Consider the following 14227-nt stretch of genomic DNA (forward strand, 5'->3'; position numbering starts at 1 on the left):
TTAATATTCAGTAATTTTAAACTCCGTTCTTCGGTTTTGCTGATGTTCTTCAGCACTGCAATCCACCCCGTCAGCACATTGGTTCAGTAGCATTTGTTCTCCATATCCTTTGCCTGTTACTCTTGCGGTAGCTATTCCCTGCGATACGATATAGGCGACTGAGGCCTTTGCCCTCTTATCGGAGAGGCTTAAATTAGAAGCTGCGCTACCCCTGGAGTCGGTATGAGATCCCAATTCAATCTTAATAGAAGGGTTACTCTGCATTATATCTACAATTTTATCCAGTTCTTTTGCTGCATCGGACCGAATATTATATTTACCAACATCGAAATAGATCGGATTCACGTTTACCAATTTGCCGATATCCGTACCAACTTCAAGTTTATCAAGTCCTAAATTAACTACATCATTAATTTTAAATATCCCCGGCTTGTCAAGCAAGTGATTATAGGTGAGCGTTTTAGATAAATAACCCTCTTTTTGTAATTTTATCTGATAGCTTACCCGCTTAGGGATATCATTTGCCTTTACGTTATACTCAAAATCTCCTGAATCCGAAGTTTCAGTCTTCAAAATGTTACTATCAGTAAAATTGTCAGTAACAGAAACTGATACATTGGAAATAAAATTACCTGTAGTATTATCCTTTACTACACCAGTCAAAAGCAAGCCTTCATCCTCCAGCATTAATAACTTAACCTGCCATTCCGTGAGGGCCTCTCCGGTCGATACTTGCAATACTTTTGTTTCTATATGCTTTTCTTTCCACGCTTTAAGCACATAGGTTTGAAATGGTTCCACTTTTATTCTAAAGGAACCGTCTTCAGCAGAATTAACAGTTTGTAAAGCTTCTTCATTTTCATTATAAAGCGTGACGCGTGCATCACCAATAGGGTTGCTATTCACTTTGTTAATAACTACTCCGGAAATAACATAATCTGTTACTAATGGTCTGTCCGTAGTAAATTGGTAAATATCATCGTGGTTTCCACCTTGCTCCCTGTTACTGGAAAACAGGCCTTTGTATTCATGTGTATGTATTAAGCCAAAATCGTCAAGTGGACTATTAATTGGAGAACCTATATTGGTAACTTGTGAATTATCCTTGGTAAAGTCAACGGCGAATATATCAAGTCCTCCCAGGCCTCCATGACCATTGCTGGAAAAGTATAGGTACTTATCTTCATGGATGGATGGAAATAGCTCATCACCCTCGGTATTCACTTTACTCCCTAAGTTTTTAGGTTGTTGCCATGTTCCGTTTTGATATTCACTTTTATAAATATCAACTCCTCCATAGCCTCCTGGCATGTCAGATGCAAAGAACAGCGTAAATCCGTCTGTTGTAACGGCTGGGTGTCCTGTTGAATAGTTATCATTATTAATTGAAAGAGGCTCGGGCATTGACCAATTTCCATCCGGCTGCCGCTCCGCCTGGTAAAGCTTAAGCATTATAATTCCGTCATTGCTGCTTTTAACTTTACCTCCGCTGTAGTTGTTACGTGTAAAAATTATTTTGTTTCCGTCATCGTAAAATGCAGCCGGTCCCTCATGATAAATTGAATTCAGGTTTTTATCCAATTTGTTAACTGACCCTTCTGAGAAGATGAACAAGTCCAGATAAGGGCTATTATCCCAGTTAAATGTTTCTCCCGGCGACTGATCCGTTTTTCTGGAAGACACAAAAACTATACTTTCTCCCAAAAGAACCGGACTAAAATCTGATCCCTCAGAATTAAACGGTGCTTTTTTAATGTTTACAGCCTGTTTCTTGGCAGACAAAAGCTCCTGATCATTTAATACTTCGATCTTTTTAGATACTCTACTATCTGCAGAAGCATCTTGCTGATACCTTTTGTACCACTTTTTAGCTTCGTTGTAATTTTCTATACTACTTAATGCTTCTGCATAGTGAAAAAAGTATAATGCATCCACACCCTCGGTTTCTTCAAGAGCCTTTTTATACCACTCCGCTGAACTCACTGGCTGGTTAAGCTTGCGATAACTCTCCGCAATTTTTAACGCCACTATAGGCGTATTAGACTGATTGAATGCTTTTTTGTAAAAATCGATTGCGGCTTCATAAGAAAACTCGTCAAAAAGTTGATCTCCGCGACTCAGAGGGTCTTGTATGATTGCGAGCAGATTATTTTGAGAAAAACATTCCGAGTATGCTATTACCAGTAAAAACAGTATTGCTCTTATCATTTTATGTGTTTTCATTTTTTAAATCTTATAGTTCAAAAGAATTATATTTCAGTCAGACTCAAACATTTAAACTGACTCAAGCATTCGTATCAGAAATATCGTGGTGTAACAATTCTTTTGCTGGTAAGTGAAAATCTATAATTTAACATGACCTCGTGAGAACCTCCATTTACACGCCTCAGATCTGAAGTGGTGGCAAAGTCATAAGCATAGCCCAACTGCAGGCGGTCAGTAACCTGCAACTGAAACAGTGCGTCAAACGAGTCAAAGGAACGCCAGGACAGCCCTAACCATACCACTTCGTTGATCAATAAATTCGTATTCAAATCAAACTCAACCGGCGCGCCATCTACTGCCTTAACAAGCAAATTAGGTTTTAACTTAAGGTTTCTGTTTAAATCGAAAACATAGCCAGTTGTAGCAAAATAATGCCTGATTATCCTTGAATCCGAATCCTTGTTATCTTTATCAAAGGTATTCTGAGCCAATTGTGGCACTGAAAACCCAACATAAAACCTTTCTGTTGAATAGTAAGCTCCAAAACCAAAGTTAGGGTGCATTTCCTGCACATCACCATTGGCAAACGCCGGGTTGATATCAGAAACTTTGCTGAATCTCGCATTATATGACGTAAATCCTGCCTGAAGTCCTAGCGCCAGATCAGCCCCGTTTGCAAAAGGTATTTTATAAGAATATGCAGCATATACCCCGGTCTGTTCAGTAACGCCTATTTCATCATGAAGAAATAGAAGGCCTACGCCAATTCTTTGATTGAAAACAGGAGAATGGATACTTAGTGTTTGGGTACTCGGCGCACCATCTATGCCAGTCCATTGTTCACGTGCCAGTGCAGTTATACTTACTGTTTCGTGACTGCCTGCATATGCAGGATTTAACGCCAGCCCATTAAACATATATTGTGTAAACATTACCTGTTGTTGGCCATTTGATAAAAGGCTTACGAACAACAGAATTGCTACTATTATAAATCTTTTACTTTTCATCTTCTTTTCTTCTTATCGTTTGATTATAACATATCCACTCAAAGGCTTGCTGCCATCTCCTAAGTCTATCACATAGAAGTAGGTGCCATCAGGTGCTTCTGTTCCTATGAGTAGTTTACCATTAGCTATTCCTGTCCAGGCTTTATCATTATTGTTATAGCCCTCGGTTTCAAACACCAGGTTACCCCAACGATTATATACCTTTACAGCGTTGTCTGGATAATTTTCAATTCCATTGATAATCCATGTGCCGAATTGTGCGCTACCAGGACTAAAGCCTTCTTCAGGGTCAAGTACATTATCGCAAGGCTTCGGGTCAAGGTAATCAGGCACGCCATTCCTATCACAATCATCATTATCCAAATCTCCATCACCATTACCATCTTCATCTGCACTTGCCAGACCGTCTCCATCATCATCTTCGTCCAGGTAATCCGCAGTGCCGTCACCATCCGTATCATCATTTGTAGGATCACCGTCATTATCGTGATCTTCGTCTGATGTCGCTTCTCCATCGCCATCATCATCAGTATCCAGATAGTCGGCAGTACCATCACCATCGGTGTCGTCATTCGTTGGGTCACCATCGCCGTCCACATCTTCATCAGCAGTTGATACACCATCTCCATCATCATCTGTGTCCAGGTAATCCGGTATGCCATCTCCATCTGAGTCATCGTTAGTCAAATCACCATCACCATTTATATCTTCATCAGAATCAGTAACTCCATCACCATCAGAATCTGTAATACCAGAATCCAATATTTGAATGGTTACCGTTTGCGTAGTTGTTCCGTCCTGTACATCTGTAGTAGTTATGGTTATGGTATATACCCCCGGAACAAGCAGTGAATTATCTGCTACTGTTATCTCTCCGGTTGTACTGCTCATTATCATACCTGCGGGAAGTGTACTACCGTTGACCACTACTGCATTAGTTATAACTCCGTCTGCATCAGCTACTGTTGCCAGTACATCATTGTCTGAGTAGCTGTCTACGTTCTGTGCAGCGTTCACCGTGTATACTGCTTCACTGTCGCCATTGAATGTCAGTGATACAGTTTGCGTGGTTGTACCTCCTTCGCTGTCTGTTGTAGTAACATCAAAGGTGTATGTTCCTGCCGCCAGTGCGCTGGCATCACTTACCGTAATTGCTCCGGTGGTGGCATTAAGGGCTACACCTGCTGGTAAGCTGGTGCTGTTGGCCAGTACTGCGCTTGCAATTCCTGTTCCGTCTGCATCGGTTACTGTTGCCAGTACATCGTTGTCTGAGTAGCTGTCCACGTTCTGTGCAGCGTTCACCGTGTATACCGCTTCGCTGTCGCCATTGAATGTCAGTGATACAGTTTGTGTGGTTGTACCACCTTCGCTGTCTGTTGTAGTAACATCAAAGGTGTATGTTCCTGCCGCCAGTGCGCTGGCATCACTTACCGTAATTGCTCCGGTGGTGGCATTAAGGGCTACACCTGCTGGTAAGCTGGTGCTGTTGGCAAGTACTGCGCTTGCAATTCCTGTTCCGTCTGCATCAGCTACTGTTGCCAGTACATCGTTGTCTGAGTAGCTGTCCACGTTCTGTGCAGCGTTTACCGTGTATACTGCTTCGCTGTCGCCGTTGAATGTCAGTGATACAGTTTGTGTGGTTGTACCACCTTCGCTGTCTGTAGTAGTAACATCAAAGGTGTATGTTCCTGCCGCCAGTGCGCTGGCATCACTTACCGTAATTGCTCCGGTGGTAGCGTTCAGGGCTACACCTGCTGGTAAGCTGGTGCTGTTGGCCAGTACTGCGCTTGCAATTCCTGTTCCGTCTGCATCGGTTACTGTTGCCAGTACATCATTGTCTGAGTAGCTGTCTAGGTTCTGTGCAGCGTTCACCGTGTATACTGCTTCGCTGTCGCCATTGAATGTCAGTGATACAGTTTGTGTGGTTGTACCACCTTCGCTGTCTGTAGTAGTAACGTCAAAGGTGTATGTTCCTGCCGCCAGTGCGCTGGCATCACTTACCGTGACCTCCCCGGTGGTGGCATTAAGGGTTACACCTGCTGGTAAGCTGGTGCTGTTGGCAAGTACGGCAGCGGTAACTCCTGTTCCATTGGCATCAGCTACTGTTGCCAGTACATCGTTGTCTGAGTAGCTGTCTACGTTCTGTGCAGCGTTTACCGTGTATACTGCTTCGCTGTCGCCATTGAATGTCAGTGATACAGTTTGTGTGGTTGTACCACCTTCGCTGTCTGTAGTAGTAACGTCAAAGGTGTATGTTCCTGCCGCCAGTGCGCTGGCATCACTTACCGTGACCTCCCCGGTGGTGGCATTAAGGGCTACACCTGCTGGTAAGCTGGTGCTGTTGGCCAGTACTGCGCTTGCAATTCCTGTTCCGTCTGCATCGGTTACTGTTGCCAGTACATCGTTGTCTGAGTAGCTGTCTGCATTTTGAGGTGTATTTACCGTGTATACCGCTTCGCTGTCGCCATTGAATGTCAGTGATACAGTTTGTGTGGTTGTACCACCTTCGCTGTCTGTAGTAGTAACATCAAAGGTGTATGTTCCTGCCGCCAGTGCGCTGGCATCACTTACCGTAATTGCTCCGGTGGTAGCGTTCAGGGCTACACCTGCTGGTAAGCTGGTGCTGTTGGCAAGTACGGCAGCGGTAACTCCTGTTCCGTCTGCATCGGTTACTGTTGCCAGTACATCGTTTTCTGAGTAGCTGTCCACGTTCTGAGCAGCGTTCACCGTGTATACTGCTTCGCTGTCGCCATTGAATGTCAGTGATACAGTCTGCGTGGTTGTACCACCTTCGCTGTCTGTAGTAGTAACGTCAAAGGTGTATGCTCCTGCCGCCAGTGCGCTGGCATCACTTACCGTAATTGCTCCGGTGGTGGCATTAAGGGCTACACCTGCTGGTAAGCTGGTGCTGTTGGCCAGTACTGCGCTTGCAATTCCTGTTCCGTCTGCATCAGCTACTGTTGCCAGTACATCGTTGTCTGAGTAGCTGTCTACGTTCTGTGCAGCGTTTACCGTGTATACTGCTTCGCTGTCGCCGTTGAATGTCAGTGATACAGTTTGTGTGGTTGTACCACCTTCGCTGTCTGTAGTAGTAACGTCAAAGGTGTATGCTCCTGCCGCCAGTGCGCTGGCATCACTTACCGTAATTGCTCCGGTGGTGGCATTAAGGGCTACACCTGCTGGTAAGCTGGTGCTGTTGGCCAGTACTGCGCTTGCAATTCCTGTTCCGTCTGCATCAGCTACTGTTGCCAGTACATCGTTGTCTGAGTAGCTGTCTACGTTCTGTGCAGCGTTTACCGTGTATACTGCTTCGCTGTCGCCGTTGAATGTCAGTGATACAGTTTGTGTGGTTGTACCACCTTCGCTGTCTGTAGTAGTAACATCAAAGGTGTATGTTCCTGCCGCCAGTGCGCTGGCATCACTTACCGTAATTGCTCCGGTGGTAGCGTTCAGGGCTACACCTGCTGGTAAGCTGGTGCTGTTGGCCAGTACTGCGCTTGCAATTCCTGTTCCGCCTGCATCAGCTACTGTTGCCAGTACATCGTTGTCTGAGTAGCTGTCTAGGTTCTGTGCAGCGTTCACCGTGTATACTGCTTCGCTGTCGCCATTGAATGTCAGTGATACAGTTTGTGTGGTTGTACCACCTTCGCTGTCTGTAGTAGTAACGTCAAAGGTGTATGTTCCTGCCGCCAGTGCGCTGGCATCACTTACCGTAATTGCTCCGGTGGTGGCATTAAGGGCTACACCTGCTGGTAAGCTGGTGCTGTTGGCCAGTACTGCGCTTGCAATTCCTGTTCCGTCTGCATCGGCTACTGTTGCCAGTACATCGTTGTCTGAGTAGCTGTCCACGTTCTGTGCAGCGTTCACCGTGTATACTGCTTCGCTGTCGCCATTGAATGTCAGTGATACAGTTTGTGTGGTTGTACCACCTTCGCTGTCTGTAGTAGTAACATCAAAGGTGTATGTTCCTGCCGCCAGTGCGCTGGCATCACTTACCGTAATTGCTCCGGTGGTAGCGTTCAGGGCTACACCTGCTGGTAAGCTGGTGCTATTGGCAAGTACGGCAGCGGTAACTCCTGTTCCATTGGCATCAGCTACTGTTGCCAGTACATCGTTGTCTGAGTAGCTGTCCACGTTCTGTGCAGCGTTCACCGTGTATACTGCTTCGCTGTCGCCATTGAATGTCAGTGATACAGTTTGTGTGGTTGTACCACCTTCGCTGTCTGTAGTGGTAACATCAAAGGTGTATGTTCCTGCCGCCAGTGCGCTGGCATCACTTACCGTGACCTCCCCGGTGGTGGCATTAAGGGCTACACCTGCTGGTAAGCTGGTGCTGTTTGCAAGTACGGCAGCGGTAACTCCCGTACCATTGGCATCAGCTACTGTTGCCAGTACATCATTGTTTGCATAGATATCGACGTTTTGAGCAGCATTTACTGTATAGACTGCCTCATAGTCATAAACAGTCGTTACCATTGTTGCCGCAATATTGTCATTTCCAGCAATATCCTGAGCAACTCCACTGTTTACATTAATCGTGATGTTGCCAGCACCATTTGGTGTAATGTCAATGGTATAAGTATTACCATCCAGAGCTACAAAATTGGAGATTGACCCATTAGTAACTACAATATCTGTGATAACAAAACCATTTACATCTTCATCAAATTCTATCTGAACATTATAGCTGGATGTATTTTCAACGATCGCAGGCGCCCCGATAATGTTGGTGGCCGGACCACTCGTATCAATTGTTAACTCGTTGTTGGACGTATCAGAAGTCATCCCACCTGCTCCATCATCAATTGTAGCAATAACTTCATAAGTACCATCGGGAGCGATTTCATTTCCTGAAGGTATCATCAATGTCCATGTACTTCCTGAAATTGATAAATTCCCGTCGCCCAATGTGTATGTTACAGCATTCACCTCTACTGTTAATGTTTCACCTGTTTCCAGTATCGCTGCCCCTGTTATAACCGGAGTTGTGTCGTTTGTTGTTTGTGTATCCACTGTAGGTTCGGCAGGTGGATTTAGCGCTATGGTTACCGTTGTCGTAACAGGGCATAAGCCTCCAAACGAATATGTAACGGTATACGTGCCAACAATTGATGCTGACAGGTCTATTTGTCCGGTGGAACTATTTAGGGAAAGTCCACTTGCAGAAGAGAAGGTGCCTCCGTTAAGGCCAATAATAGTCGGTGTAGGATCGGTTCCTGTAGTATAGTATGTTGAAGTAGTGTATTTAATTGAATAGTTACTTAAGCATACTTGCGTGATATCATTTTCACCCGTTTCAGTCGGATCACCGTCACCATCGGCGTCCGGGTTTGTTCCATTGTCTGAAAAATCCTGATTGTCAAAAGTGGCCGTTATTCCATCATTAGGTCCTGTAACAGCAGTAGATATTATAGCCTGATTAGTATAGGCCGGGGCACTCGCACCACTCATATCAACCCTAACAGTATATCGAATAGTAATACTAGCACCAACGGCTAACTCAGTATCAACAGTACTTGCAGAGGTAGTAAGTATGGCCAGATCACTGCTTCCATCGTATGATGAACTTATGCCACCTGAAATAAAAGTCCCACTCGTGATTACCGGTGCCGTTTGCAATGTGACGGTAGCTCCTGAAGGCAGGCCTTCCGTAATATCATCAATAATCTGTAAATTAGGAGCAGGGTTACTGGAACTGTAGTTAGTGATAATAAGATCAAAAACCACATCAAAAAGTGACCCACTAACATTACTGGTGCTAACAATATTTTTGGCTATACCAACGTCACCTGGACAAAGGGATACGGATAAAGGGAATGATTGTTCAGATGAAACACATCCGGCAATAGTCCCAGCCGCAGTGTATACCCCTGGACTATTCACGGATAAAGTCGAGCTGGTTTCTCCTGACAATAATACTCCGTCCCGAAACCATTGATAATTATCAAAACCTTCTGCATTCAAAATAACAGGTAAATTGTCTGGGATACATGTTGAAGAATTGTATCCGCCAGGAGTTTCAATTACAGGAGTTGTTGTAAACCCTGAAAAAAAACCTGCACCACCTATATTGCCGCTTTCAATCGTTAAAGAAACTCTTATTGGTCTGGGACTCTCCACGGTTACATCCCCAGTATAACCCGTAATTTTATATGTAACATAATTAGAATTACCCGTGACAGCTTTTGCCCCAGTAGAAACATCTGTAACATTACCTAGTTCGTCCGTGATAGTAACAGCCTGACCGGCTTCTGCAATAATTTGAATAACGGGGTTCCCTAATTGATCAATATCTGGTATATCTACATTTGTGCCTCCCAGACAAATAATCGGAGGCATATAATTCATACCTAGTTGTCTTTCATTGGTACTTGAGCTACCATTAAGCCCTTGATATACATATACTGGCTGGTTGGCAGTAATATACATATTTTGATTTGCTGAGTAGTCGGCTGCCGTTAATCTTATAAATTCTCCAGCGCTCAAAGGGCTTGAGTTATAAGGTGACGAATTTCCATTCACATAAATGTTTGTCCCATCAGTATGGGCTACAACAATTACATTTTCACTGTCTGTGCCTTCACCTTTTACTAAAATATATTCAAAACCAGTCTCTTCAATTGGGGCTATTTGGTCAATTCCAATATCTCTTCCTGCATTTGTACCTCCGGGTGAACCCGCAAGCCATGACCCGGAATTCACTACAATATCTTTATCAGAAGCAATTCGGGTCCCGTTGACATTATTAAGGTTATCTGCTGACGGATTATCAGCAAAAGCTGCCATAACATATGACTGGCCATGGTTTAAATTGATTGCTATAGAACCACTTCCCTCTGATACATTTTCAAAATCTACAGCATCAAAATCACTAATTGTTACGGTGGTATTGTCTTCAGTGGCCATGATACTGAAAACGTGAGCTTTCCTTCCCGTTTCACCTGAAGTATTCCATATGTGGCCAGTTCTGAATTCAGTGCCAAAGCCTGCTGTTCCTTTAGATGTCAAAAATCCGGCTTGTGCTGATTCTGAAACCCTGATACTTGCAAAGAATGATTTATTCCCGGTTAAGATTAAGCCTTCATCAGATACTATGGTAGCTAGAGCCGTATCATCAATCAAAAATTTAGTTCCTGTTCCCTTAGTACCACCGGAGCTCAGGGGTATTATAGCCGGGGTTGACCTGCTTACTGATACTGGCGAAAATGGCAAGGGATTACCTGCTCCATCAGTGACAGTAACATCGAAGACGGTAGTTTGGGGGGTACTTATAACTAAATATATATCCTCACTGGCTCCGTCTGCACGATCTTCCCGTCCATAAAAAGGAGGGATATAGTGTTTTGTATCCAACTGTCCATATACATTAATGGATGTGATTAAAAAAAATAAAAGAAAATAAAAAATCTTCATGTTAACTATGTTAGTCGTTCAATGTAATTCATTACAAGTATTTACAAGATATCAATAGAGGATCAAGTAATAAAAATTAATAGATGTATGGATTGCTCCTATCGGTGGAAAGACTTCCTGGCTCGGCAAAAGATAAAATGGATACTTCTATTTTTTTTAGAATCTGGATTTAGTTAATGAGACAAGGCTTTCAAATGGTAACCAATATTTTCGATCTGTATATTAAAAACCTTTAACGGGTTTAGTGTTTTATTAAAATTCTTTCGGGAATACCTCCAACACTGCTTTTGAAAATATACATGCCATTCTTCCATTCGCTTACATTTAAAACATTTCGTCCAAGGGTAAGCTTACCTGCCTTAACACGTTTGCCTGAGATTGACACTATTTCAAACATTATGTTTTCTGAAAGTGTATTATTTATTATAAGTTTTTCCGAGGCAGGGTTAGGGAATACCTTTATGCTAACGGTAGCGGATTGATTGCTGATTCTATCAACATAAATTACATCAAAACCTGTTTCAGTACCATCAAAGTCCATTTGTTTGAGCTTGTAATATGTTCTAATGGAAGGATTAGAATCCAGAGTCTCATATTGGTTTAAAGTGACAGAAGTTCCCTGTCCCTGCATTTTAGTTAGAAATTTCCAATCTTGCCCATTATGACTTTTTTCCAAAATGAAATAATCATTATTAACTTCTGATAATGTTATCCACGAAATACGGTTACTACTACCAGTGTTTTTTGCTTTAAATTCTAGTAATTCTACTGGTAACAAGTTTTCTGTACTGGTTTTAGTAAATCTTCCAAATTGGTTAATTTTAGAAGAAGAAAACATATTGTTAGGTAAATCAACAATGGTAGATAGTGCCTTCCATTCATCAGTATAGCTCGCATCATTTGTTATATGAATATTTGAAGCATCCATATCCAGTGTGCCTAAATATGCGGGATCATATTTAGATGAAAGTGCGTAGTTATAGATATTTTCGTTTGGTCCACTTGCAGAGATATCAGTATAATTATTTGCAACATTATAAACCCCTGAATTTGCAGGCCAGGCGCCTCCATAAAACCTGGCACTTATCTGATCAGGCAAGTCTGAGCCTATGTCGAAGTTAATTGTAAAGCGCTCTACCTCATTTATATAGATCGTATAATCCACTCCAGTGAGAAAGGGACCATTTAAGGTAACTAGCGGAGGGAGCGAAAATGACGGATCTGCATTAAATTCATATGCACCAAGATCCAGACCGCCGTCAACCACTGTGGTAGGACGTTCAACTCCATTTAAATCATCAGTAACAGATAGAAGATGAACACCCATCCCACTCACATTCCAACTGTTTGAATTCGAGATGTCTGGCATAAGGTAATTTTGAGATGAAAAACCGGGGTCTCCGAATAAAGATGATTTATCATTCCCTGTTGTCATTCGCCATGATGACAATTGAGTGTTGCCATCGGTTAGGAGATCAGTAAGATTCCCAACTAATCCAATATAATTGTTGGTGTAGCTTTCATTGGCTGCTACATGATATGCATTATAATCAATGTATGACATTTGTGAGGCAGCTGTTTCAATAAACACGGCTAACGCTGATGCCTTACCTCCCAGAGTACTGGCGCCCCCTAAATCATTTTTCACTATATTATTTCTTATATCGACATTGGTGGTATTGGCTGCTACCGCGATACCCATAGATACCGAAGTGGTAAAATCCATCTCATTTCCATACATATATATGGAATTATTATATACTTTGATTCCTGATTGATTATAAAGTTGAATCCATCCAACCTCACCTCCTAAGCCTAAAAATATAGCGACAGGATTCAGAAAGCCGGCGTTGGCTGTAGAGCTAGCTCCATTTCCGGCAATACCTCTTATTTCGTTATTCCGAATTATGATGTTACAATCTGGGAGTCCTGAGTATACGTTTATAGCATGAGCACTGATATTAGATGTAGCATCTCCGGTGAAGCCTAAATTAAAGATTTTGTTTTTTTCTATAATCAGGTTTTTACAATTTTGATCTGCAACAATACCATCATCTGCATGTAGGTCCTCTCTGTCAAAGTCACCAATGGTATTAGCGGATACCAAGCCATTATCAACTCCTAAAATGTGAATGCCGCTTTCTTTAATTTGATTGTTTATATCCTGAGACGCCATTTCATTGTCGATGATCGTAACGTTTAGGGCCAGGCTGTTCCCATTATAACCTAAAACAGCCCTGTCAACCCCATCAATGTGAATCGCTTCTTTTACTGATTGAAATTTATTGTTTTTAATTGTCAAATTATTAAATGCTGCTTCCGAACTGAAATGACTGTTCGAAGTGTTGGCGTTAAATAGGCCTGCGATTATGCCATAGCCATTATCCTGACTATTGGTTTCCAGATTCGAATTTTCCACCACTATATTTTCCATAATATTGACTTCATCAATTCCAGCGAGAAATACAGGCATAACATAGTTAGAAGTATTGTCATTAGAGGTGATAGTAAGGTCTCGGCTGTTGCCACCTACGGTATTTGATCCATCAATAGTAATATTACTCACACCTCTAAATGTCAGTGTTCCCAGATTGGTTTCACTAAAATTATCACCAGTAATAACGGGTGTATTTCCAGACCCTGGCTTAATAGTAAGTTTATAGGTTCCCATCCCAGGGTATGGTGTAGTAGTTCCGTCTCCCAGTACCAGAGGAAATGTTTCAAAATCGCTCGAATAATTAGTGTCGGTCAGATAAAAATTTACATCGGCACTTTGACCATAATTGCTTAAGTAATCAAAAGCATTTGTAAGTGTTGCAAAGCTCTCGCCATTATTTAAGCCTATAGTATAGCTTCCTGCCAAAGGAGGATTGGCAATAGGTTCATTGGTTATGAGTAGGTTATCTATTGTAGCAGGAGGTTGGTCCAGAATGAAGTTATTGTCATTTTTCCAGTTAAACACAAGTGTAGCCCCAAAAACTGAATTTTGAATGAAGGTGAGATGGCTACTATTTAGATTTATTGTGTATCTATTCCAGGCAGGAGCATTATATAGATAACCAATTAATATCGAGTTTGTACTATTTAAATTGTTATCTGTAGCCACAACAGAAGCATCAATATCCGCTAAATAAATAGCCATATAATCCGCGCCTAAAGTTATTTCTCCATCCGCATGACCATCAAACTGTATCTTTATGTTCTGGTCAGTAACTACAGCAGGCCAATCAGGTTGTATCCATACACTATGGTCTGATGTAATATTGTTATAAGTATTATTACCATCCCCGGTAGAAATACCTAAACAATTGTTCCCGGAAGTAAAATCGCTGTTTTGACCAAGGACGTACCACTCATTATCTGTTACACCGTTGGTTACAGATTTAACCCAGCCGGGCAAGCCTCCCTCGAAATCCTCAAATAATATTACATTTTGTGCTAGTGCCAGGTTGGTTATAAAAATGTGGAAAATTAAAATTAACTTTTTCATTGATATGTGATTTTAGCATTGTTAATTGATATTCTATAAATAGCTTTCAAGGGTAGTTAGCAAATGACAAACTGTAAGCATGATCATAATGAAACCGGTTGATGTCAACTAA

General features: G+C 42.2%; 4 protein-coding genes. All 4 read right to left on the reverse strand.

Features of this window, described 5'->3' with window-relative positions; genetic code table 11:
* Entirely contained in the window at positions 1 to 2223 is a 2223-nt protein-coding gene (locus LVD17_RS17620) for an OmpA family protein (RefSeq protein WP_233760329.1), read from the reverse strand.
* A 74-nt stretch (positions 2224 to 2297) separates the two neighbouring features.
* A complete protein-coding gene (locus LVD17_RS17625; protein ID WP_233760330.1) occupies positions 2298 to 3212 on the reverse strand; it encodes a PorP/SprF family type IX secretion system membrane protein in 915 nt (304 codons plus the stop codon).
* A 12-nt stretch (positions 3213 to 3224) separates the two neighbouring features.
* Positions 3225 to 10625 (reverse strand): putative Ig domain-containing protein, encoded by a 7401-nt coding sequence (locus LVD17_RS17630; RefSeq protein WP_233760331.1) that lies wholly within the window; start codon positions 10623 to 10625, stop codon positions 3225 to 3227.
* A 241-nt stretch (positions 10626 to 10866) separates the two neighbouring features.
* A complete protein-coding gene (locus LVD17_RS17635; RefSeq protein WP_233760332.1) occupies positions 10867 to 14115 on the reverse strand; it encodes a T9SS type A sorting domain-containing protein in 3249 nt (1082 codons plus the stop codon).
* Positions 14116 to 14227 lie beyond the last annotated feature (112 nt).

The organism is Fulvivirga ulvae, assembly GCF_021389975.1.
GTDB classification, from domain to species: domain Bacteria; phylum Bacteroidota; class Bacteroidia; order Cytophagales; family Cyclobacteriaceae; genus Fulvivirga; species Fulvivirga ulvae.

Bases quoted from the DNA above. Each gene is read 5' to 3' on its own strand.
- LVD17_RS17620 (WP_233760329.1), bottom strand. From the start codon at position 2,223: ATGAAAACACATAAAATGATAAGAGCAATACTGTTTTTACTGGTAATA.
- LVD17_RS17625 (WP_233760330.1), bottom strand. From the start codon at position 3,212: ATGAAAAGTAAAAGATTTATAATAGTAGCAATTCTGTTGTTCGTAAGC.
- LVD17_RS17630 (WP_233760331.1), bottom strand. From the start codon at position 10,625: ATGAAGATTTTTTATTTTCTTTTATTTTTTTTAATCACATCCATTAAT.
- LVD17_RS17635 (WP_233760332.1), bottom strand. From the start codon at position 14,115: ATGAAAAAGTTAATTTTAATTTTCCACATTTTTATAACCAACCTGGCA.